The sequence below is a fragment of the Pseudomonas phoenicis genome (assembly GCF_047302395.1).
In the GTDB taxonomy this organism is placed as follows: Bacteria; Pseudomonadota; Gammaproteobacteria; order Pseudomonadales; family Pseudomonadaceae; genus Aquipseudomonas.
Genome location: NZ_CP154852.1, coordinates 1,163,725 through 1,184,797, shown reverse-complemented (window position 1 = coordinate 1,184,797; position 21,073 = coordinate 1,163,725). Strand labels below are relative to the sequence as shown.

The window sequence follows — 21,073 nt, the reverse complement described above, 5'->3', positions numbered from 1 at the left end:
TCCGCCATGTGGCAGCGCCAGCAACACCCTAGACAAGGAAACGCCGATGAGCGCGAGCACAACTGTAACCACCCGTCACGACTGGTCCCTGGCCGAGGTCAAGGCGCTGTTCCAGCAACCGTTCAACGACCTGTTGTTCCAGGCGCAGACCGTGCATCGCGCGCATTTCGATCCCAACCAGGTGCAGGTCTCCACGCTGCTGTCGATCAAGACCGGCGCCTGCCCGGAAGACTGCAAGTACTGCCCGCAGTCCGGCCACTACAACACCGGGCTGGAAAAGCAGAAGCTGATGGAAGTGCAGAAGGTGCTGGAAGAGGCGGCGCGGGCCAAAGCCATCGGCTCGACGCGCTTCTGCATGGGCGCGGCCTGGAAGCACCCCTCGGCCAAGGACATGCCCTACGTGTTGCAGATGGTCAAAGGCGTCAAGGCCCTGGGCCTGGAAACCTGCATGACCCTCGGCAAGCTCGACCAGGAGCAGACCGCCGCTCTGGCCCAGGCGGGGTTGGACTACTACAACCACAACCTCGACACTTCGCCCGAGTTCTACACCAGCATCATCACCACCCGCACCTACAGCGAGCGCCTGCAAACCCTGGCGTACGTGCGCGACGCCGGGATGAAGATCTGTTCCGGCGGCATCCTCGGCATGGGCGAGTCGCTGGACGACCGCGCGGGTCTGTTGATCCAGCTCGCCAACCTGCCCGAGCACCCCGAATCGGTGCCGATCAACATGCTGGTGAAGGTGGCCGGCACGCCCTTGGCCGACGAGCAGGACGTCGACCCGTTCGATTTCATCCGCATGCTCGCCGTCGCCCGCTTGCTGATGCCCAAGTCCCATGTGCGTCTGTCGGCCGGTCGCGAACAGATGAACGAGCAGATGCAGGCCCTGGCCTTCATGGCCGGCGCCAACTCGATCTTCTACGGCGAGAAACTGCTCACCACCGGCAACCCCCAGGCCGACAAGGACATGCAGCTGTTCGCCCGCTTGGGCATCAAGCCCGAAGCCCGCGAAGAGCACGGCGACGAGGTGCACCAGGCGGCCATCGAGCAAGCGCTGGTCGAGCAGCGCAGCAGCGAACTGTTCTACGACGCAGCGTCGGCCTGAGCATGGCGTTCGACCTCACGGCGCGCCTGGCCCAGCGGCGCGCCGCGGACCTCTATCGCCAGCGCCCGCTGCTGCAAAGCCCGCAGGGGCCACAGGTGGTGGTCGATGGCCAGCCGCTGTTGGCCTTCTGCAACAACGACTATCTGGGCCTGGCCAACCATCCCGAGGTGATCGCGGCCTGGCGTGCCGGCGCCGAGCGCTGGGGCGTCGGCGGCGGCGCCTCGCATCTGGTGATCGGCCACAGCACCCCGCACCACGCCCTCGAAGAGGCGCTGGCCGACCTCACCGGGCGGCCGCGCGCTTTGCTCTTTTCCACCGGCTACATGGCCAACCTGGCGGCCATCACGGCATTGGTCGGGCAGGGCGACAGCGTCCTGCAAGACCGCCTCAACCACGCCTCGCTGCTCGACGGCGGCCTGCTCAGCGGCGCACGCTTCAGCCGTTACCTGCACAACGACCCCGCCAGCCTGGGCAAACGCCTGGACAAGGCCGTGGGCGACGCGCTGGTAGTCACCGACGGAGTGTTCAGCATGGATGGCGATGTCGCCAACCTGCCGGCATTGGCTGCGGTGGCCAAGGCGCGCGGGGCCTGGCTGATGGTCGACGACGCCCATGGGCTGGGTACTCTGGGTCGGCAAGGCGGCGGGGTGGTGGAACACTTTGGCTTGGGGGTGGATCAGGTGCCGGTGCTGGTCGGCACCCTGGGCAAAGCCTGTGGCACCGCCGGCGCCTTCGTCGCTGGCAGCGAAGCGCTGATCGAGGCGTTGGTGCAGTTCGCCCGGCCGTACATCTACACCACCAGCCAGCCGCCGGCGCTGGCCTGCGCCACGCTCAAGAGCCTGGAGCTGCTGCGCCGCGAGACCTGGCGCCGCGAGCACTTGGCGGCCCTGATCGCCCAGTTCCGCCAGGGTGCCCAGGCCATCGGCCTGCAACTGATGGACAGCCACACGCCGATCCAGCCGATCCTGGTCGGCGACAGCGCGCGTGCCCTGGAGCTGTCGCAGCGCCTGCGCGCGCGCGGCGTGCTGGTCACGGCCATTCGCCCGCCTACGGTGCCGGCGGGGGGCGCACGTTTGCGCGTCACCTTGAGCGCGGCCCACAGCGCAGCGCAGGTGCAGCTATTGTTGGAAGTATTGGCCGAGTGCCATCCGACGCAGGAGGCTGCGCATGCGTGATCGACTGATTCTTCTACCGGGCTGGGGGCTGGGCACCGCCTCCCTGGAACCCTTGGCAGCGAGCTTGCGCGGGCAGGACCCACGCCTGCACGTCGAGTTGGTGCCGCTGCCGGAGCTTGCCGAAAGCGAGCCCGACGCCTGGATCGATTACCTCGACAAACGCCTGCCCAAGGACGTCTGGCTCGGCGGCTGGTCGCTCGGCGGCATGCTCGCCAGCGTATTGGCGGCGCGGCGTGACGAGCACTGCTGCGGGCTGCTGACCCTGGCCAGCAACCCCAGCTTCGTCGCCCGTGGCGACTGGCGCCACGGCATGGCCCCCGACACCTTCGGCACCTTCCTCGACGGTTGCCAGCACCACCCTCAGGTGACCCTCAAGCGCTTTCGCTCGCTGTGCAGTGACGGCGCCCTGCAACCGCGCACGCTGTCGCGCCAATTGGGCGTCGGCGTGCCGGACACCGACCCGCTGTACCTGGCCAACGGCCTGAAGGTGCTGGCACAGCTCGATACGCGTCTGGCCTTGCAGCAGTACAGCGGGCCGCAACTGCACCTGTTCGCCGGCAGCGATGCGCTGGTGCCGGCCGAGGCGGCCCAGGCGCTCAGCGAGCTACTGCCGGACGTCGAGGTCGGTCTGGTGGAAGACAGTTCCCATGCCTTCCTGCTGGAGTATCCGGAGGCGTTGGCCGAGGGCATCAAGAGTTTCCTGCATGAGAGTGGCGATGACTGATCTATCCCAGCCGCACCTGCCCGGCCAACTGCCGGACAAACGCCAGGTCGCGGCTTCGTTTTCCAAGGCGGCGAGCACCTACGACAGCGTCGCGGCGCTGCAACGGGCGGTCGGGCTCGACCTGCTCGCGCGCTTGCCGGGCGATGTCACGGTCGACCGCTGGCTCGACCTGGGCAGTGGCACCGGCTGCTTCAGCCGGGCCTTGGCCGAGCGCTTCCCCGTTGCCAGCGGCATCGCCCTGGATCTGGCCGAGGGCATGTTGCGCCATGCCCAGGCCCTGGGCGGTGCGCGCCACCATGTGGCCGGCGACGCCGAACGCCTGCCGCTGCGCGACGCTTGCGTCGATCTGGTGTTCAGCAGCCTGGCGGTGCAATGGTGCAGCCAGTTTTCCAGTGTGCTGAGCGAAGCGGCACGGGTGTTGCGCCCAGGCGGCGTGCTGGCGTTCAGCAGTCTGTGCGTGGGTACGCTGGAGGAGCTGCGCGCCAGCTGGGAGGCGGTCGACGGCAGCGTGCACGTCAACCGCTTCCGGCAGTTCGCCGATTACCAGCGGCTGACCGCCGCCAGTGGCTTGCAGGTACTCGACCTGCAACGCCAACCCCATGTGTTGCATTACCCCGAGCTGAGCAGCCTGACCCATGAGCTCAAGGCCTTGGGCGCACACAACCTCAATCCGGGGCGGCCCACGGGCCTGACCGGGCGCGCCCGCCTGCAAAGTCTGCTACAAGCTTACGAAAGCTGGCGCGACGAGCGGGGACTGCCCGCCACCTACCAAGTCGTCTACGGCGTGCTGCGCAAACCCGACGAGTAAGGACACTGACATGCATCCCGCCTACTTCATCGCCGGTACCGATACCGATATCGGCAAGACCACCATCGCCGCCGGGTTGTTGCAGGCTGCGCGGGCCGCGGGTCTGACCACCCTGGGTGCCAAACCGGTGGCCTCCGGCTGCGACCACACCGCCGCCGGCTTGCGCAATGCCGATGCCTTGGCGCTGATCGAACAGAGCACGCTGCGACTGCCCTACGAGCAGGTCAATCCGTTCGCTTTCGAGCCGGCCATCGCCCCGCACCTGGCCGCCCTCGAAGCCGGGATGACGCTGGAGGTCGAGACCCTCGCCGCGGCGATGCACCATGTACTGGTGCAGGGCGCCGATTTCACCCTGATCGAGGGTGCCGGCGGTTGGCGGGTGCCGTTGTCGGCCCAAGCCGCCCTGTCGGACCTGGCCGTGGCCCTGCAACTGCCGGTGATCCTGGTGGTAGGTGTGCGTCTGGGCTGCATCAACCATGCGCTGCTCAGCGCCGAAGCCATCGCCCGTGATGGCCTGCACCTGGCCGGTTGGGTCGCCAATGTCATCGATCCGCAGACCTCGCGCCTCGAGGAAAACCTCGCCAGCCTGGCCGACCGCCTGGGCGCGCCGTGTCTGGGGCGGGTGCCGAGGTTGCAGCAGGCCAGGGCCAGGGACGTGGCCGGGCATCTGCACCTGCATCTGCTGGCCTGAGCCTGCTTTCCCGAATCTGGGCAGGATCGACCCTGTCTATGAGGTGGCACCGGGCCATTAGGGATTTGTACGGGCGTTTTCGCCGCGACACTGCTTTAATGGCTCGTGTTCGTCCATCCAGCGTCATGGAGTCCTGACATGGAAATCACTGGTAATTCCGCGTTCTACGCAGGGCTGGGTGCCATCCAGGCCGGGCAGAGCCGTTTCGACCAGGCTGCCAGTCAAGTGGCCAATCTCAGCGCCGAGCGCGCTGCGACCAGCCAATCGAGCGACTACCAGGCCGAGCGTCTGCGCAGCGTCGACCGTAGCCAACAGATGGACCTGCCCACCGCAACGGTGGAGCAGGCGCTGGCAGCGCAGCAGATCGAGCTAGGCGCCAAAGTGGCCAAGGCTTCCGACGAAATGCTCGGCCGCCTGATCGACACCTGGGCGTAAGCCACCTCATAACCCCTATAGACAAACCTAGGCTCTGGCGTGCACACCGCGCCGGAGCCTCATGGTTGTCATTTAAGCGACTAGGGCCGCAAAGCAGCCCTAATCGACCCTGTTTCGGCTCAACTGACTGGCATCGCGCCAAAGCCCCAGAACTCATACCTCAAAGCGAGGGCATTTTCGTCACCATCGGCGGCGTGAATGGCACTAGCGTGCCACCTTGACAAGCTTCCCCTCTAAACGTAAGTTTCAAACACTTGTTTGACCGAAAGCCTGCCGGCTTTCTTCGGTACCGAACGCATAACTAGAGGTCGATCGCCATGCCTGATTACAAAGCCCCCTTGCGTGATATCCGCTTCGTGCGCGACGAGCTGCTGGGTTACGCAGCGCACTATCAAAGCCTGCCAGGCTGCGAAGACGCCACGCCCGACATGGTCGATGCGATTCTCGAAGAAGGCGCGAAGTTCTGTGAGCAGGTACTGGCGCCCCTGAACCAGGTGGGCGATCGCGAGGGCTGTACCTGGAGCGAGAGCGGGGTGAAGACGCCTACCGGTTTCAAGGAGGCCTACCAGCAGTTCGTCGAAGGCGGCTGGCCGAGCCTGGCCCATGACCTGGCCCACGGTGGCCAGGGCCTGCCCGAGTCCCTGGGCCTGGCAGTCAGCGAAATGGTCGGTGAGGCCAACTGGTCCTGGGGCATGTACCCCGGGCTGTCCCACGGCGCGATGAACACTTTGTCGGCCCACGGCACCCCCGAGCAGCAGCACACCTATCTGAGCAAGCTGGTCACCGGCGAATGGACCGGCACCATGTGCCTGACCGAAGCCCACTGCGGCACCGACCTCGGCATGCTGCGCACCAAGGCCGAACCCCAGGCCGACGGCAGCTACAAGATCAGCGGCACCAAGATCTTCATCTCCGCCGGCGAACACGACATGGCCGAGAACATCGTACACATCGTGCTCGCCCGTCTCCCCGACGCGCCGGCCGGCACCAAGGGCATTTCGCTGTTCATCGTGCCCAAGCACCTGCCCAACGCCCAGGGCGGCGTCGGCGAGCGCAACGCCGTGCAGTGCGGTTCGCTCGAGCACAAGATGGGCATCCACGGCAACGCCACGTGCGTGATGAACTTCGACGGCGCTACCGGCTACCTGATCGGCCCGGCCAACAAAGGCCTGAACTGCATGTTCACCTTCATGAACACCGCGCGCCTGGGCACCGCCCTGCAAGGCCTGGCCCACGCCGAAGTGGCGTTCCAGGGCGGCTTGAAATACGCCCGCGACCGCCTGCAGATGCGCGCCCTGACCGGCCCCAAAGCGCCGGAAAAAGCCGCCGACCCGATCATCGTGCACCCCGACGTGCGGCGCATGCTGCTGACCATGAAGGCCTTCGCCGAGGGTACCCGGGCGATGGTCTACTTCACCGCCAAGCAGGTCGACATCCTCAAGTACAGCCAGGACGAAGAGGCGCGCAAGAAGGCCGACGCGCTGCTGGCCTTCATGACCCCGATCGCCAAGGCCTTCATGACCGAGGTGGGCTTCGAAGCGGCCAACCATGGCGTGCAGATCTACGGCGGCCACGGTTTCATCGCCGAGTGGGGCATGGAGCAGAACGTGCGCGACAGCCGCATCTCCATGCTCTACGAGGGCACCACCGGCATCCAGGCCCTCGACCTGCTCGGGCGCAAGGTGCTGATGACCCAGGGCGAGGCGCTCAAGGGCTTCACCCGCATCGTGCACAAGTTCTGTCAGGCCCAGGAAGGCAACGAAGCGGTCAAGGAGTTCGTCGAGCCGTTGGCCGCGTTGAACAAGGAGTGGGGCGAGCTGACCATGAAGATCGGCATGGCCGCCATGAAGGACCGCGAGGAAGTCGGCGCCGCGTCGGTGGACTACGTCATGTACTCGGGCTACGCGTGCCTGGCCTACTTCTGGGCCGACATCGCCCGCCTGGCGGCCGAGAAGCTCGCGGCCGGCACCAGCGAAGAGGCGTTCTACACCGCCAAGCTGCAGACCGCACGCTTCTACTACCAGCGCATCCTGCCGCGCACCCGCACCCATGTCGCGGCCATTCTGTCCGGCGCTGGCAACCTGATGGCGATGGACGAAGAAGCCTTCGGTCTGTCGATCTAAGCGGTCGGTCGGGTCGAATCAGGCGCCTGCCCATGTGGCAGGCGTTTTTTTGAGCGAAGACGTGCTGTGACCATAACTGTCTCACCAGTCTTTTTTCGCTCCGATCGGTCGCTTTTTTCTTGAGTTAGACTCCATCCCATTCCCAAGCAACGGCTTCGACGCCGTTGCCCCCTACCGCGAGAGGTTGTCATGGCTGACTACAAAGCGCCCGTGCGCGATATGCAGTTCGTCCTCAACGAAGTGTTCCGTGCCGCCGAGCAGTGGGCCGAACTGCCGGCACTGGCCGAGCTGGTCGATGCCGACACGGCCATGGCCGTATTGGAGGAGGCGGGCAAGGTGGCCGCGCGCAGCATCGCACCCTTGAGCCGCGCCGCCGACGAAGAAGGCTGCCACTGGGAAGAAGGCGCGGTGCGTACGCCGGCAGGTTTCATCGGCGCCTACGACACCTATGCCGAAGGCGGCTGGGTGGGGGGCGGCGGCGATCCGGCCTTCGGCGGTATGGGCATGCCCAAGGCCATCTCGGCCCAGGTCGAGGAGATGGTCAACGCCGCCAGCCTGTCGTTCGGTCTGTACCCGATGCTCACCGCCGGGGCCTGCCTGTCGATCCATGCGCACGCCAGCGAAGCCCTCAAGCAGGCCTACCTGCCGAATATGTACGCGGGCGTCTGGTCGGGTTCGATGTGCCTCACCGAACCCCATGCCGGTACCGACCTCGGCCTGATCCGCACCCGCGCCGAACCCCAGGCCGACGGCAGCTTCAAAGTCAGCGGCACGAAGATCTTCATCACTGGCGGCGAACACGACCTCACCGAGAACATCATCCACCTGGTGCTGGCCAAGTTGCCCGATGCGCCGGCCGGTCCCAAGGGCATTTCGCTGCTGCTGGTGCCCAAGTTCATGGTCGATGCCGATGGCAATTTGGGCGCGCGCAACGCGGTGAGCTGCGGTTCGATCGAGCACAAGATGGGCATCCAGGCTTCGGCCACGTGCGTGATGAACTTCGATGGCGCCACCGGCTACCTGGTGGGCGAGGCCAACAAAGGCCTGGCGGCCATGTTCACCATGATGAACTACGAGCGTCTGGGTGTCGGCATCCAGGGCCTGGCGTCGGCCGAACGCTCGTACCAGAACGCCGTCGACTATGCCCGCGAGCGTCTGCAAAGCCGTTCGCCGAGCGGTGCGCAAGCCAAGGACAAACTGGCCGACCCGATCATCGTGCACCCCGACGTGCGCCGCATGCTGCTGACCATGAAGGCCCTGATCGAAGGCGGTCGGGCGTTCTCCACCTACGTGGCCATGCAGCTCGACAGCGCCAAATACAGCGCCGACCCCGAGCAGGTCAGACGCAGCGAAGCGCTGGTGGCCTTGCTCACGCCGGTCGCCAAGGCCTTCCTCACCGACCTGGGCCTGGAGTGCACGGTGCATGGCCAGCAGGTGTTCGGCGGCCATGGCTACATCCGCGAATGGGGCCAGGAGCAGCTGGTGCGCGACGTGCGCATCACGCAGATCTACGAAGGCACCAACGGCATCCAGGCGCTGGACTTGATGGGCCGCAAGGTGGTCGGCAGCGGTGGTGCGCTGTACCAGGTGTTCTCCGAGGAGGTGCAAGCCTTCGTCGACACCCACGGCGCCGAACTGGGCGAGTTCACCCAGCCGCTGGCCACTGCCTTGCAGCGCTTGGACGACTTGACCGCCTGGGTGCTGCAACGGGCCAAGAACGACCCCAACGAAATCGGTGCCGCGTCGGTGGAATATCTGCATGCTTTCGGCTACGTGGCCTATGCCTACATGTGGGCACGCATGGCCGGCGCCGCGCAGCAAGGCACGGGCGACGAGGCGTTCTATGCTGCCAAACTGGGCACGGCACGCTTCTACTTCGCCCGCTTGCTGCCGCGGATGGATTCGCTGGTGGCGTCGGTCAAGGCCGGCAGCGAGTCGCTGTATCTGCTCGATGCCGAGCAATTCTGAGCAGGTGAGTCATTACGCCAGCGTAGGGTCAGATGCGAACAACTGTCGTTTGTAAGCTTTTTCCTACAGAGCGCGGTGACTTTTCGCCACTATGTTCAGATTTATTCCAGGCGTAATCTTTACCACATGGACGTAGCGCAGGAAGCGCAAAGGACAGAACACGGACTACGAAGGATTGCTCGCCAGGATTGCGAGTCGAAACGGATGTCAGGGAAACAGTCTGAAAGCCCCGCTTATGCGGGGTTTTCTCTATGCGCGCGATTTGTGTTTGGGTACAGGGCGGAACCTCTGCCGAACGCTGCGAGTCTGTGTTGAAACCCCTTCACGGAGTATTTCGCATGGACCTGATCCGCATCATCTTCGCCATCCTCCTGCCCCCACTGGGCGTGTTCCTGCAAGTGGGCTTCGGCGGCGCGTTCTGGCTGAACATCCTGTTGACCTTGCTGGGCTACATTCCAGGCATCATCCACGCGGTGTACATCATCGCCAAGCGTTGAGGCCGAGCGCCCGCCTGCGATCCAGAGCAGCGGGCGTCATTGCGCCAAGACCCGGCAATAGAACGCCCACTCCGCTTCCAGCGCATGGGCCAAGTGTCGGGCTTGGCGGAAGCCATGGCGTTCTCCGGCATAGAAATGCCCTTCGGCTTCGATGCCGTTGGCCTTGAGCGCAGCCAGCATGGCGCGGGTCTGCTCAGGCACGACCACCGCGTCCAGTTCCCCTTGGAAGAAGATCACCGGCACTTCGATGGCGGCCGCATGCAACAGCGGCGTGCGCTGTCGATAGCGCTCGATATCCCGTTCGGGATCGCCGATCAGCCAGTCTAAATAATCACCCTCGAACTTGTGCGTCGCCTTGGCCAGCGCCTGCGGGTCGCTGACGCCGTACAGGCTGGCACCGGCGCGGAATACCGAGCGCAATGCCAACGCGCACAGGGTGGTGTAGCCCCCCGCGCTGCCACCGCGGATGAACGCCTTGTCCTTGTCGATCAAGCCACGTTCGGCCAAATGCGCGACGGCCGCGCAGGCATCCTCCACATCGCTCTCGCCCCATCGCAGATGCAGGGCCTGGCGGTAGGCACGGCCATAGCCGGTGCTGCCACGGTAGTTGAGGTCGGCCACGGCGAAACCGCGTTGGGTCCAGTACTGGATGCGCGGGTCGAGCGCCGGGTGGCAGGCCGAGGTCGGCCCGCCGTGGACGAACACCAGCAAGGGCGAGGGGCCTTCGCCGTTCGATGCCGGATAGAAAAAGCCATGGGCGGTCGCCTCGCCGCTGGGGTAGCTGATCGGTTGCGGCTGGCTGATGCGCTCGGCGGCCAGGCTGCTGGCGCCACCGGCCAGTACCTGTACGCTGCCGTCGACGCGATCAATACGCAACACGGCGGGCAACTGGGTGGGCGAAGCGGCTACGGTGTAGACCGCCTCGGCGTCGGCGGCCAGGCAGCGGAAGCGGCTGTAGCCTTCGGCCAGCCGGTGCGGTGCGTGACCTGCGCGTTGGATGCCGAGGCGGCCGAAGCCATCGTCGAACCAAGCGGCGAGAAAATCCTCGCGCTCCAGCGGCAGCCACGTGCAGGCGCCCAACTGCCACGGTGCGCCGGCGTGATCGGCGGGCAATGCTTGTACCGCTTGCCACTGGCCGTCGATCTCACCCCAGGGTTGCCAGAAGCCGTTCAGGTCGCTGAGCGCCCATAGCCGGCCTGCACCGTCGAAGCGCGGTTGTTGCAAGGATTGTGCGGCACTGGCGCCGGCCTGCAACACCTTGCCGTGCCCAGCATGGGCATCGCTTGCGTCACCGTCTGTACGCGGATCTGGCTGTGAAGTAGCGCCGGCCACGCCCTTGGCGACGCGCTCGGGCCGTTGGGAAAGGGCCAGCGGAATCTCGTGCGCATGCGCTTCATTTGCCAAGGCGCCACCGGCCTTGGCCGAACGGGTTCGCAAATCGCCACCGGCCACGCACACCGGCGCCTGCCACACGCCGTCGGCGCCGCACGTACGGCTCATCAAGCGCGTGCGCGTCCAGGGCTGTTCGGGTCGGTCCCACTCGATCCAGGCCAGGCGTCGACCATCCGCGCTCAAGGTCGGCGCCGCATAGAAGTCGGCGCCTTCGACCAGCACTTGGCGCTGTCCGTCGACGAAGCGCACCAGACGGTGGCGCACCGGCGAGCCTGCGCTTTCCTCCACCGCCAGCACGGTGCCGTCGTGCCAGCGCACGTCGCCATAGCGGCGCTCCGGCGCGTGGCTCAACGGCTGCGGCGCGCTGCCGTCCAGGCGCTGGATATAGATCTGTTGATCGCTTTCGTTGACGAACACCACGCCATCGTCGCTCAGGCAGAAACTGCCGCCGCCGTATTCATAGACCCGACTGCGCACGCTGAAGCCGTCCGGCGTCACGCAGCGCGCCTGCTGGCGCTGCCAGTGCCACAGCCGGCAGGCGCCGTCGGCCGGCCTGAACTCGTTCCAGACCAGGCCTGCCGGCCCGCACTCGAGCTCAGCGTAGTCGGTGCCGGCGGCCACCGCGTCGACGGCGCTGAACTCAGCCACGGGCGATCACCTGTGAGTTGCGCTCGTTACGGAAGGTCAGTTGTTCGATGGTCAATGCGCTGTGCTCCGATTCTTCGCGGGCCTTGAGGATGATGCCGTGGTCCGGCGACTTGGCGCAGACCGGGTCGGCCTTGCTGGCGTCGCCCGTGAGCATGAAGGCCTGGCAACGGCAGCCGCCGAAGTCCTTTTCCTTCTCGTCGCAGCTGCGGCACGGCTCGGGCATCCAGTCGAAACCGCGGAAACGGTTGAAGCCGAACGAGTCGTACCAGATGTGCCGCAGGTCGTGGTCGCGCACGTTGGGAAACTGTACCGGCAACTGCCGCGCGCCGTGGCAGGGCAGCGCCGTGCCGTCGGGGGTGACGGTCAGGAACAGGCTGCCCCAACCGTTCATGCACGGCTTGGGCCGCTCTTCGTAATAGTCGGGGGTGACGAAGATCAGCTTGCACGGGTGGTCTTGCGCCTTGAGCCGTTCGCGGTACTCGTTGGTGACGCGCTCGGCGCGCTGCAACTGTTCGCGGGTCGGCAACAGCCCCAGGCGGTTGAGCTCGGCCCAGCCGTAGAACTGGCAGGTGGCGAGCTCGACGAAGTCGGCTTCCAGGGCCAGACACAGTTCGATGATGCGGTCGATGCGGTCGATGTTGTGCTTGTGGGTGACGAAGTTGAGCACCATCGGGTAGCCATGGGCCTTGACCGCCCGGGCCATCTCCAGCTTCTGCGCGAACGCCTTGCGCGAACCGGCCAGCAAATTGTTCACCTGCTCGTCGCTGGCCTGGAAGCTGATCTGGATATGGTCGAGGCCGGCGTCCTTGAACGCGGCGATCTTGCCTTCGGTGAGACCGATGCCCGAAGTGATCAGGTTGGTGTAGAAACCCAGCCGGCGCGCTTCGCGGATCAGTTCGGCCAGGTCCTGGCGCACCAGCGGCTCACCGCCGGAGAAGCCGATCTGCGCGGCGCCCATTTCCCGCGCTTGGGCCATCACCTCGAACCACTGCGCGGTGCTCAGCTCCTCACCCTGGCGGGCGAAGTCCAGCGGGTTGGAGCAGTAGGGGCACTGCAACGGGCAGCGGTAGGTCAGCTCGGCGAGCAGCCACAGCGGCAGGCCGACCTCGGCCTTGCCGGCCGCGTCAGGCGAGGACGATCCAGTGTTCGGCACGGGCCACCTCCATGAACTGTTCGATGTCCTCGGCCACTTCCGGGACATCGGCGAACTGCTGTTCGAGCTGGGCGATGATGCTGGCGACGTCGCGTTGGCCGTCGATCAGCCCGCCGATCAGCGCCGCGCTCTCGTTGAGCTTGATCATGCCTTCGGGGTAGAGCAGCACGTGCCCTTTCTGCGCCGGCTCGTACTGGAAACGGTATCCGGGGCGCCAGCTCGGGATCAGGGTGCGGTCCATGCTCATAGTGGAACTCCTTTATGCCAGACCCGATCCTGGGTCACGCTGTGGTAGGGCGGGCGGTGCAGTTCGTAGGCCATGCTCATGGCGTCGAGCATGCTCCAGAGGATGTCCAGCTTGAACTGCAGGATCTCCAGCATGCGCCGCTGGCCGTCCCAGGTGGTGTAGTGCTGCAAAGTGATCGCCAGGCCGTGCTCGACGTCGCGCCGGGCCTGGCCCAGGCGGGTACGGAAGTAAGCGTAGCCGGCCGGGTCGATCCAGGGGTAATGCTGCGGCCAACTGTCCAGGCGCGATTGATGGATCTGTGGGGCGAACAGCTCGGTCAGCGAGCTGCTGGCCGCTTCCTGCCAACTGGCGCGGCGAGCGAAGTTGACGTAGGCGTCGACCGCAAAGCGCACGCCGGGCAGCACCAGCTCCTGGGAGCGCAACTGGTCCGGGTCCAGGCCCACGGCCTGGCCCAGGCGCAGCCAGGCCTCGATGCCGCCGTCTTCGCCGGGGGCACCGTCGTGGTCGAGCAGGCGTTGGATCCATTCGCGGCGGACCTCGCGGTCCGGGCAATTGGCCAGGATCGCCGCATCCTTCATCGGGATGTTGACCTGGTAGTAGAAACGGTTGGCCACCCAGCCCTGGATCTGCTCGCGGCTGGCGCGGCCTTCGTACATCGCCACATGGTAGGGGTGGTGGATGTGGTAATAGGCGCCCTTGGCGCGCAAGGCCTGCTCGAATTGGGCAGGGGACAGCGGCGTACGCTCGTTCATCGAAGCTCCGGCAATGGCGGTCACAACGCGATGCTCATGCCGTCGAAGGCCACTTCCACGCCGCGGCGCAGCACTTCGGCACGCTCGGGAGAGTCTTCGTCGAGGATCGGGTTGGTGTTGTTGATGTGGATGAGCACCTTGCGTTGGCGTTGGAAACCGTCCAGCACATCGAGCATGCCGCCCGGGCCGTTCTGCGCCAGGTGGCCCATCTCGCGGCCGGTACGGGTGCCGACGCCGCGGCGTTGCATCTCGTCGTCTTCCCACAGGGTGCCGTCGACCAGCAGGCAGTCGGCACCGTGCATCATCTCCAGCAGTGCGTCGTCGACCTGGCCCAGGCCCGGTGCGTAGAACAGCTTGCCGCCGGTGCGCAGGTCTTCCACCAGCAGGCCCAGGTTGTCGCCGGGGTGCGGATCGAAGCGGTGCGGCGAATAGGGCGGCGCGGCGCTGCGCAGGGGGAAGGGGGTGAAGCGCAGGTTCGGGCAGGCTGGGATGACGAAGCTGCTGTCGAGCTCGATGCGGTTCCAGTCCAGGCCGCCGTTCCAATGGCTCAGCATGGTGAACAGCGGAAAGCCGGTGGTCAGGTCCTGGTGGACCATGTCGGTGCACCACACCGCGTGCGGGCAGCCTTCGCGCAGGCTGAGCAGGCCGGTGGTGTGGTCGATCTGGCTGTCGAGCAGGACGATCGCGTCGATGCCGCTGTCACGTAGCGCACGGGCCGGCTGCATGGGCGCGAAAGCCTGCAACTGGGCGCGGATGTCGGGGGAGGCGTTGCATAGGATCCAGTGCTCACCGTCGTCGGACAGGGCAATGGACGACTGGCTGCGCGCCGTGGCCTTGAGCGTGCCGTCGCGATAGCCCTTGCAGTTGACGCAGTTGCAGTTCCATTGCGGGAAGCCGCCGCCAGCGGCGGAGCCGAGGATCTGGATGTACATGACTACTCCTAGGCAAAAACGAAAACGCCCCGGCAGGCCGAGGCGTCGAACCGCATGGCAGCTCAGCGGTTGGCGAAGTACATGGTCACTTCGAAACCGATGCGCAGGTCAGTGTAGGCAGGTTTGGTCCACATGGGCGTACTCCTTGGAAAGGGGGCGGCGGGTGTCGCCAGTCATTGGGTGGCTATTGGAGCGCGAGGTTCCCACAACCTTAAGGCAGATATCCTACAAGAAATGTCTGTTCTAAACGGTTAATTATTGGATAAGGGCTCTTGCAGCCTGGGTAACAATCGATCATGGCCAGGTTTGGCCGGGCGCTGGGCGATTGGCCAGGCACAACCAAGGGGCGGCGGGATCGAGCAACACGGCCAACAGGGCGTCGAGGTCGGCCTGTTGCAAACCGTCGATCGCTGCCCGCAACCGCCCAAGGTCGCTGGCTGCGCCTGACAGATAGGCCTGCCAGGCGTGGTGCGCGAGGTCTTCTGGTGGCATGTGGCTGGGCTCGAACTGCGCCGCCAGGTCTTGGCGAGCCGCCGGGGTCAACGTCACCCCAGCCCTGAGCACGTCTTGCAGGTGTACGAGGGTCTGCCGGACCTCGGTCTGGGGCGACTGCACGCCGAACAACAGCCCGGCCACACCTTCGACCTGACGAAAGGCACTGAACACCGCATAGCCCACTTGCAATTCGACGCGCAGGCGCTGGTACACCGGCCCTTGCAGCAGATGGCCGAGCAGGCGCGCGGCGGGTTGCTGCACGGGGTCGACCGGGCAGAACAGCAACAGCGCGTGTTCGCCGCTGGCAGCGAACCACGGCGACCAGCGGCGGTGTTGGCTGGGCGGCGGCCAGGACCGGGTGGTCGGCCGGCCGGGCATGGCCTGCAGCGCAGGCTTGAGTGCGCGCAGCCCGTCGGGATCGAAGCCGGTGGCCTGGCCTTGCCAATGCGCGGCGCCCCACAGCCTTTGCAGCGAGGTCGGGGTGGCCGGCGTGGCATCGCTCGGTGGCAGGTTCTCGCCGCTTATCGCTTGAGGCAGTCGTGCGAGCAGGGCGCGGATCGGTATCGGCGGAAGCGTGTTTTGCGGTGCTGGCTGCCAAGCCTCGCTGGCGGGCTGGCGCAAAGCCGCCAGTGCCAAGGTTGTGGTGCGGATCACTGCGGCGGGCGGGCCGCTGCACGCCAAGTCCAGACAATGGCCTACGCCGTCGAAGCGCAGAGCGACTGCGGCACGTTCGGCGCGGGCCTGCAACGGCGCCAGTGCCCGTTGCAGAACGCCTTGCAGGGTAGGCGCCGGCTCGGGCAAGCGCCAGCGCAGGCGCAGGCTGGCGAAGTGGCGCTGGGCGGGGAGGATGGGGTCGATGTGCAGAGCGGCGTGCGCAAGGGTCTCGGCCGGTGGGATGGCGGTGGGGGGGGTGTTGGCTACCGGGGTGCCGGCTATCGGGGTACGGGCCACTGGAGTGCTGGTCGCCGGAGTGCCGGCCACCGGAGTGCCGGCCACCGGAGTGCCGGCCGCCGGAGCGCCGGCCACCGGAGTGCCGGCCGCCGGAGCGCCGGCCGCCAAGATCTCATCCACCGAAACGTCGACCGCTGTGACGGTCGCCTCGGGCAAGGTGTCGAGCAGCAAGGGGTCGGACGGTGGTAGTTGCCAGTGTTCCCGCGAACGATCGGGCAAGCCGTCGAACAGGCGTGCCAGCGCCGTGAAACCATCGGCGTCGAGCCCGGTGAACGGCAGGCCGCCGCTGTCGCTGCGGGCCCATTGCAAGGCGCTGGCGGTCAGGCCCTTGCGCGCCTGTAGCGCGCCGAAATGGGCGTCGAGCTGAGCGGGTTCGACCTGGCCCAACCAAGCCAACCAGTCATGCAATGCATGTTGCACCTGGTCGGCGGGTGCCCCTGCATATGCGTCGAGTTCCACATGCCAAAGCGCCTGTCCACCGAAGGCGTACAGCGGTTGCGCCTTGCAGTCGCGCAGCCAGCTTCTTTGACGCAAGGTGGTCGACCAACCGACGGGGTGCGGCTCGTTCAAGTGACTGCACAGCAGTGCCATGGCCTGCTCGGCGCCTGGTCCAAGCCCTTCGTGGGCCAACAGCAAGCCTTGGGCAAGGGTCTCAGGTGTCGGCAAAGGCCCTTCGAGCAGCCTCGGTGGCGCGGCCTGGTCATAGGCCGGGCCGGGCGCGAACAGTCTGCCGAACCGCTCGGCCAGCGCTTGTAACGTGTCCAGAGGCTGCGGGCCGCACAAGCTCAAAGTCATTTGCGCGCCACGATAGAAGCGCTGGTGGAATTGCTGCAGCGCTCGTTGGAACGTCGGCGCCCGAACGTTCAGGGTATAGCGGTTGCCGGCATGGAAGCCGCGCAGCGGATGGCGCGGCGACAGCCCTTGCAGCAAGGCGAACTGGCGTTGCGCCTGGGCGTCGCGCGACCAAGCGATGAACTCGGCATGGATCACCTCGCGTTCGGCCTGTTGCCGCGCCGCGTCCAGCTCGGGTTCGGCGAGCATCTGGCACAGGCGCTCCAACGCTCCGGTAAAGGCCGGACAGGGCACTTCGAAAAAGAAATCGGTGGTGCGCTCGCGGGTGGTGGCATTGACCTGTCCGCCCACGCCTTGGACGAAGCGCATCAGCCCGTCCGGCAACGGGAAGCGCGCGGTGCCGAGAAACAGCAGGTGCTCGAGCAAGTGCGCCAAGCCTGGCCAGCGCTCCGGTGCGTCGTGGCTGCCTGCCCGCACCCGCAGCGCCGCCGCGGCGCGGGTGAGGTGTGGGGCGTGGCGCAGGGTCACCTGCAGGCCGTTGGGCAGGTGCAGGTGGCGGGTGGTGTCGGGCATGCGGCCTCCTCGGCGGGAGCCATATGCTAGCGCATCGGCCTCGGCAGGCCGACGAATTCCCCAGGTGTCTGCAATCGTGGGTTTAGCGAGTCAAGGCTCGTCGATTACACGGAAAGCTGGAACAGGCGTTGGCGCGTTTACGCCGCTGGAACCTAAATCCATCGCGTCCAGGCATCGCCCCGGTGTCTATCGACAGCGAAGGCGCCGGCCCTGTCACTCAACGTCCTTGCGCACATTGCAGGCACGTGCCTGGCCTCAGTGCTCCTCGCCGTCGTCCTCCTCACCACCGGCAACGTTCATTTCCAGCTCCTTGATCTTGCGGGTCAGGGTGTTGCGTCCCCAGCCTAACAGTTGCGCGGCGTCGCGGCGTCGGCCGGCGGTGTGCTTGAGGGCAGTCTCGATCATGATCCGCTCGAAGCTCGGTACCGCGCTGTCCAGCAGGCTGGTCTGACCCCGGGCCAGGGCCTGGTCGGCCCACTGGCGCAGCGCCTGCTCCCAGTTGGTCACGGGCGAGGCGTCCTGCGGCAGGTTGAGCAGTTCGGGTGGCAAGTCGCCGATCAGCACCTCGCGGCTCGAAGCCATGACGGTGATCCAACGGCAGGTGTTCTCCATCTGCCGGACGTTGCCCGGCCACGGCAGGTTGCTGATGAAGGCCTCGGTTTCGGGCTTGAGTAGCTTGGGTTCGACGGCCAGCTCCTGGGCGGCGCGGGCGAGGAAGTGGCGGGCCAGGGCGGGGATGTCCTCGCGACGGTCGGCCAGGCGCGGAATGTGGATGCGGATCACGTTCAGGCGATGGAACAGGTCTTCGCGGAATTTGCCGGCCTGCACCAGCGATTCCAGGTTCTGGTGGGTCGCGGCGATGATGCGTACATCGACCTTGACCGGCACATGGCCGCCGACGCGGTAGAACTCGCCGTCGGCCAGCACCCGCAGCAGGCGGGTCTGGGTGTCGGCCGGCATGTCGCCGATCTCGTCGAGGAACAAGGTGCCGCCATCGGCCTGCTCGAAGCGGCCGCGGCGCAGATTGGCCGCACCGGTGAAGGCGCCTTTCTCGTGGCCGAAGAGCTCCGACTCCATCAGGTCCTTGGGGATCGCCGCCATGTTCAGCGCGATGAACGGCGAGGCCGCACGCGGGCTGTGGCGGTGCAGGGCGTGCGCCACCAGCTCTTTGCCGGTACCGGACTCGCCGTTGATCAGCACGGTGATGTTGGAGTGGCTCAAACGGCCGATGGCGCGGAACACCTCCTGCATGGCCGGCGCTTCGCCGATGATCTCGGGCGTGCGGGTCAGCGGTTGCGGTGCGGCCAAACCTTGCTGTTCCTGGGCATGCTGGTTGGCGCGCTGGACCAGGGCCACCGCTTCGTCGACGTCGAACGGTTTGGGCAGGTACTCGAAGGCGCCGCCCTGGTACGAAGCCACGGCGCTCTCCAGGTCGGAGTGGGCGGTCATGATGATCACCGGCAGACGCGGGTGCTGCTCGCGGATCTGCGCCAACAGATCGAGGCCGCTGGTGCCCGGCATGCGGATGTCGGAAATGATCACGTCCGGTTGTTGGCGGGCCAGACGGCCCATCACGCCTTCGGCGCTGTCGAAGCTCTGGGTGGCCATGCCGGCCTGTTGCAGGGCTTTTTCCAGGACCCAGCGGATGGAGCGATCATCGTCGACGATCCAGACGGTTTCACTTCGGCTCATGAGGCGGTGGCTCCTTGTTCCAGCGGCAGGAATATCGAAAAGGTGGTGTGGCCGGGATGGCTCTCGCATTCGATCAGGCCCTGGTGCTGGCTGATGATGTTCTGCGTGATGGCCAGGCCCAGCCCGGTGCCGTCCGGACGCCCACTGACCATAGGGTAGAAGAGGGTGTCTTGCAGTTCGGCAGGAATGCCTGGGCCGTTGTCGGTGATCTCGACCCGCGCCACCAGGCGGTGGCGCACGTGGCCGATGGTGAACTGGCGCATGGCACGGCTGCGCAGGCTGATGCGGCCCAGGCGCAGCTCGTTCTTGTGGCCGATGGCCTGCATGGCGTTGCGCATGATGTTGAGCACCGCCTGGATCATCTGCTCGCGGTCGACCAGCACGTCGGGCAGGCTCGGGTCGTAGTCGCGTACCAGGGTGATGCCACCCTGGCTCTCGGCGTCGATCAGGCTGCACACGCGCTCCAGCACCTCGTGGATGTTGGTCATCGCCAGCGAAGGCAGCTTGTTCGAGCCGAGCATGCGGTCGACCAGGTTACGCAGACGGTCGGCTTCTTCGATGATCACGTCGGTGTAGTCGCGCAGGCCGTCCTCGGGCAACTCGCGGGCCAGCAACTGCGCCGCGCCACGGATGCCGCCCAGGGGGTTCTTGATCTCGTGGGCCAAGCCACGCACCAGCATCTTGGTGGTTTCCTGCTTGCTCAGCTGGGCCTCTTCCTTGGTGATGCGCAGCAACCGATCGCGCGGGTGCACCTCGAGCAGCAGCAGGGTGGTGCCCTGATGCAGGATGGGCGTTACGGCATAGTCGACGGTGATGCTCTGGCCATTGAGCGAGGTCAGCAGGGCTTCGCGCTTGGTGAACGGGTGCGCGTGCTCGACCGCCTGGCGCAGGGCGCCGAGCGCTTCGGCGGATTCGGTGAACAGCTCGCTGATGAATTGCCCATGGCTGCGCTGGCCGCTGACGGCCAACAGCATTTCGGCCGCAGGGTTCATGTACTCCAGGCGCAATTGGGCATCGAGCAACAGCGTGGCGGTGGTCAGGTTGTCCAGCAACAGTCGGTGCTGCGCGTCGCTGATGGTCATGGCAAGGGTGACCTCTATTACCGCAGTGCGGGCGCATTGGGCGCGTGATGTCCCGATCGGGCCAGGGTGAGAGCGCAAGGGCTCGGCATGGAGCTGCAAAATGCAAGAAACAAACCAAGGCTCTGAAAAGAAGCGGTATTTTCTGAGTCAGGCCCTGAAATCGGGCGATTCAGACCAGGAATCAGGCGGCCGCTGGAACGAAGTGGACCGTCTGCCCCGGTCATGAACCCTAGGATGCACCAATATGAAGCGTTTTGTCAGAGCGGGTCGCAGAGCCTGCCCGCTGCGCGTTGCAGGGCCAACTGGTGCAGCGCGGTATCTGCGCGTTCGGCCAGCGCATCGGCCAAGACCCGTTTGCAGTCTTCAGGCCGTTGCCGATCGAAGCGTTGCAGGCTGGCAAACAGTTGATGCTGCAGGTTGTCGAGTTGAGGGCGCAGGGCGTTCTTGAGGTCCAGCCGCGGCGTGTCAGGCGCTTGCTGCTCGCGCTCCCAACGATTGAGCAGGGCGTACTGCACCAGTTTGCCGGCTTCCATCTGGTCGGCGAAGAAGCCCACGGCCCGCTGTTCGTCGAGGTTGTGGTCGGCGGCCGCTTCGCGGACCTGGGCCAGGATCTGCTGTTCGCGTGGCAAATCTTGCACGGGCAGGTTCTGGTCCCACTTGAGCAGGGCTACGCCATCGGCCAGGGCCAGGCGGCGCTCGATGGTATCGAGCAGGAGGTCCAGCGGGGTCTTGGGTTTGCTCGCAGAGGCGCAGCCGGACAGGCTGAGGGCCAGGAGCAGGACGAGCGTGATGGAATGCATGAAAGGCTTCCTCGAGTGGTGGGCCACCGAGTGTGCCT

Annotated in this window: 19 protein-coding genes; 9 read left to right on the top strand and 10 right to left on the bottom strand. The window is 66.1% G+C overall.

What is annotated here, in order from left to right; all coding sequences use genetic code 11:
* The first annotated feature begins 46 nt into the window (after positions 1 to 46).
* From bioB to AA0Z93_RS05385, 9 genes are all read left to right on the top strand, one after another.
* Complete coding sequence (gene bioB / locus AA0Z93_RS05425; protein WP_413046057.1) at positions 47 to 1,105, top strand: biotin synthase BioB; 1,059 nt, start codon at positions 47 to 49, stop codon at positions 1,103 to 1,105.
* Between the two features lie 2 nt (positions 1,106 to 1,107).
* Positions 1,108 to 2,280, top strand: a complete 1,173-nt coding sequence (gene bioF, locus AA0Z93_RS05420) for an 8-amino-7-oxononanoate synthase (protein WP_413046058.1) — start codon at positions 1,108 to 1,110, stop codon at positions 2,278 to 2,280.
* The gene (locus tag AA0Z93_RS05415) at positions 2,273 to 3,004 is read left to right on the top strand and encodes an alpha/beta fold hydrolase (RefSeq protein WP_413046059.1); all 732 of its coding nucleotides are present in this window, start codon (positions 2,273 to 2,275) and stop codon (positions 3,002 to 3,004) included. Before bioF ends, AA0Z93_RS05415 begins: the two co-directional genes overlap by 8 nt.
* Positions 2,997 to 3,812: a malonyl-ACP O-methyltransferase BioC gene (gene bioC / locus AA0Z93_RS05410; RefSeq protein ID WP_413046060.1), complete on the top strand. Its 816-nt coding sequence runs from the start codon at positions 2,997 to 2,999 to the stop codon at positions 3,810 to 3,812. Before AA0Z93_RS05415 ends, bioC begins: the two co-directional genes overlap by 8 nt.
* 10 nt (positions 3,813 to 3,822) lie before the next feature.
* Positions 3,823 to 4,503 (top strand): dethiobiotin synthase, encoded by a 681-nt coding sequence (gene bioD, locus AA0Z93_RS05405; RefSeq protein WP_413046061.1) that lies wholly within the window; start codon positions 3,823 to 3,825, stop codon positions 4,501 to 4,503.
* 138 nt (positions 4,504 to 4,641) lie between these two features.
* A complete protein-coding gene (locus tag AA0Z93_RS05400) occupies positions 4,642 to 4,938 on the top strand; it encodes a pyrroloquinoline quinone biosynthesis protein PqqE (RefSeq protein ID WP_413046062.1) in 297 nt (98 codons plus the stop codon).
* 317 nt (positions 4,939 to 5,255) lie between these two features.
* On the top strand, positions 5,256 to 7,061 hold the full coding sequence (locus tag AA0Z93_RS05395; RefSeq protein ID WP_413046063.1) for a phenylacyl-CoA dehydrogenase: 1,806 nt from the start codon (positions 5,256 to 5,258) through the stop codon (positions 7,059 to 7,061).
* 189 nt (positions 7,062 to 7,250) lie between these two features.
* Positions 7,251 to 9,029 carry an acyl-CoA dehydrogenase C-terminal domain-containing protein gene (locus AA0Z93_RS05390; protein WP_413046064.1) on the top strand — a complete coding sequence of 593 codons (1,779 nt, stop codon included), beginning with the start codon at positions 7,251 to 7,253 and terminating at the stop codon, positions 9,027 to 9,029.
* Between the two features lie 338 nt (positions 9,030 to 9,367).
* Positions 9,368 to 9,526 (top strand): YqaE/Pmp3 family membrane protein, encoded by a 159-nt coding sequence (locus tag AA0Z93_RS05385; RefSeq protein ID WP_296266310.1) that lies wholly within the window; start codon positions 9,368 to 9,370, stop codon positions 9,524 to 9,526.
* Between the two features lie 36 nt (positions 9,527 to 9,562).
* On the opposite strand, the gene AA0Z93_RS05380 is transcribed toward AA0Z93_RS05385, so the two are convergent.
* The 10 genes from AA0Z93_RS05380 to AA0Z93_RS05335 all read right to left on the bottom strand — a co-directional run bounded on the left by AA0Z93_RS05380 (position 9,563) and on the right by AA0Z93_RS05335 (position 21,035).
* Entirely contained in the window at positions 9,563 to 11,566 is a 2,004-nt protein-coding gene (locus AA0Z93_RS05380; RefSeq protein ID WP_413046065.1) for a S9 family peptidase, read from the bottom strand.
* The gene (pqqE, locus tag AA0Z93_RS05375) at positions 11,559 to 12,719 is read right to left on the bottom strand and encodes a pyrroloquinoline quinone biosynthesis protein PqqE (RefSeq protein WP_413046066.1); all 1,161 of its coding nucleotides are present in this window, start codon (positions 12,717 to 12,719) and stop codon (positions 11,559 to 11,561) included. The genes AA0Z93_RS05380 and pqqE overlap by 8 nt, the downstream gene beginning before the upstream one ends.
* On the bottom strand, positions 12,691 to 12,966 hold the full coding sequence (pqqD, locus tag AA0Z93_RS05370) for a pyrroloquinoline quinone biosynthesis peptide chaperone PqqD (protein WP_413046067.1): 276 nt from the start codon (positions 12,964 to 12,966) through the stop codon (positions 12,691 to 12,693). Before pqqD ends, pqqE begins: the two co-directional genes overlap by 29 nt.
* Positions 12,963 to 13,718 carry a pyrroloquinoline-quinone synthase PqqC gene (pqqC, locus tag AA0Z93_RS05365; RefSeq protein ID WP_413046068.1) on the bottom strand — a complete coding sequence of 252 codons (756 nt, stop codon included), beginning with the start codon at positions 13,716 to 13,718 and terminating at the stop codon, positions 12,963 to 12,965. Before pqqC ends, pqqD begins: the two co-directional genes overlap by 4 nt.
* 20 nt (positions 13,719 to 13,738) lie before the next feature.
* The gene (gene pqqB, locus AA0Z93_RS05360) at positions 13,739 to 14,650 is read right to left on the bottom strand and encodes a pyrroloquinoline quinone biosynthesis protein PqqB (RefSeq protein WP_413046069.1); all 912 of its coding nucleotides are present in this window, start codon (positions 14,648 to 14,650) and stop codon (positions 13,739 to 13,741) included.
* 62 nt (positions 14,651 to 14,712) lie between these two features.
* Positions 14,713 to 14,784 carry a pyrroloquinoline quinone precursor peptide PqqA gene (gene pqqA / locus AA0Z93_RS05355; RefSeq protein WP_003243383.1) on the bottom strand — a complete coding sequence of 24 codons (72 nt, stop codon included), beginning with the start codon at positions 14,782 to 14,784 and terminating at the stop codon, positions 14,713 to 14,715.
* A 160-nt stretch (positions 14,785 to 14,944) separates the two neighbouring features.
* Entirely contained in the window at positions 14,945 to 17,461 is a 2,517-nt protein-coding gene (gene pqqF / locus AA0Z93_RS05350) for a pyrroloquinoline quinone biosynthesis protein PqqF (protein ID WP_413046070.1), read from the bottom strand.
* Positions 17,462 to 17,716: 255 nt separating this feature from the next.
* The gene (gene ntrC / locus AA0Z93_RS05345) at positions 17,717 to 19,153 is read right to left on the bottom strand and encodes a nitrogen regulation protein NR(I) (protein WP_413046071.1); all 1,437 of its coding nucleotides are present in this window, start codon (positions 19,151 to 19,153) and stop codon (positions 17,717 to 17,719) included.
* Positions 19,150 to 20,235: a nitrogen regulation protein NR(II) gene (gene glnL, locus AA0Z93_RS05340; protein WP_413046072.1), complete on the bottom strand. Its 1,086-nt coding sequence runs from the start codon at positions 20,233 to 20,235 to the stop codon at positions 19,150 to 19,152. The genes ntrC and glnL overlap by 4 nt, the downstream gene beginning before the upstream one ends.
* Positions 20,236 to 20,492: 257 nt before the next feature.
* Positions 20,493 to 21,035, bottom strand: a complete 543-nt coding sequence (locus AA0Z93_RS05335; protein ID WP_413046073.1) for a chorismate mutase — start codon at positions 21,033 to 21,035, stop codon at positions 20,493 to 20,495.
* Positions 21,036 to 21,073 lie beyond the last annotated feature (38 nt).

Excerpts from the sequence above, each read along its gene's own strand:
- pqqD (WP_413046067.1), bottom strand. The coding sequence starts at position 12,966 with ATGAGCATGGACCGCACCCTGATCCCGAGCTGGCGCCCCGGATACCGT.
- AA0Z93_RS05395 (WP_413046063.1), top strand. The coding sequence starts at position 5,256 with ATGCCTGATTACAAAGCCCCCTTGCGTGATATCCGCTTCGTGCGCGAC.
- AA0Z93_RS05385 (WP_296266310.1), top strand. The coding sequence starts at position 9,368 with ATGGACCTGATCCGCATCATCTTCGCCATCCTCCTGCCCCCACTGGGC.
- pqqC (WP_413046068.1), bottom strand. The coding sequence starts at position 13,718 with ATGAACGAGCGTACGCCGCTGTCCCCTGCCCAATTCGAGCAGGCCTTG.
- bioD (WP_413046061.1), top strand. The coding sequence starts at position 3,823 with ATGCATCCCGCCTACTTCATCGCCGGTACCGATACCGATATCGGCAAG.
- AA0Z93_RS05335 (WP_413046073.1), bottom strand. The coding sequence starts at position 21,035 with ATGCATTCCATCACGCTCGTCCTGCTCCTGGCCCTCAGCCTGTCCGGC.
- pqqB (WP_413046069.1), bottom strand. The coding sequence starts at position 14,650 with ATGTACATCCAGATCCTCGGCTCCGCCGCTGGCGGCGGCTTCCCGCAA.
- ntrC (WP_413046071.1), bottom strand. The coding sequence starts at position 19,153 with ATGAGCCGAAGTGAAACCGTCTGGATCGTCGACGATGATCGCTCCATC.
- AA0Z93_RS05400 (WP_413046062.1), top strand. The coding sequence starts at position 4,642 with ATGGAAATCACTGGTAATTCCGCGTTCTACGCAGGGCTGGGTGCCATC.
- AA0Z93_RS05390 (WP_413046064.1), top strand. The coding sequence starts at position 7,251 with ATGGCTGACTACAAAGCGCCCGTGCGCGATATGCAGTTCGTCCTCAAC.
- pqqF (WP_413046070.1), bottom strand. The coding sequence starts at position 17,461 with ATGCCCGACACCACCCGCCACCTGCACCTGCCCAACGGCCTGCAGGTG.
- bioB (WP_413046057.1), top strand. The coding sequence starts at position 47 with ATGAGCGCGAGCACAACTGTAACCACCCGTCACGACTGGTCCCTGGCC.
- glnL (WP_413046072.1), bottom strand. The coding sequence starts at position 20,235 with ATGACCATCAGCGACGCGCAGCACCGACTGTTGCTGGACAACCTGACC.
- AA0Z93_RS05415 (WP_413046059.1), top strand. The coding sequence starts at position 2,273 with ATGCGTGATCGACTGATTCTTCTACCGGGCTGGGGGCTGGGCACCGCC.
- bioC (WP_413046060.1), top strand. The coding sequence starts at position 2,997 with ATGACTGATCTATCCCAGCCGCACCTGCCCGGCCAACTGCCGGACAAA.
- bioF (WP_413046058.1), top strand. The coding sequence starts at position 1,108 with ATGGCGTTCGACCTCACGGCGCGCCTGGCCCAGCGGCGCGCCGCGGAC.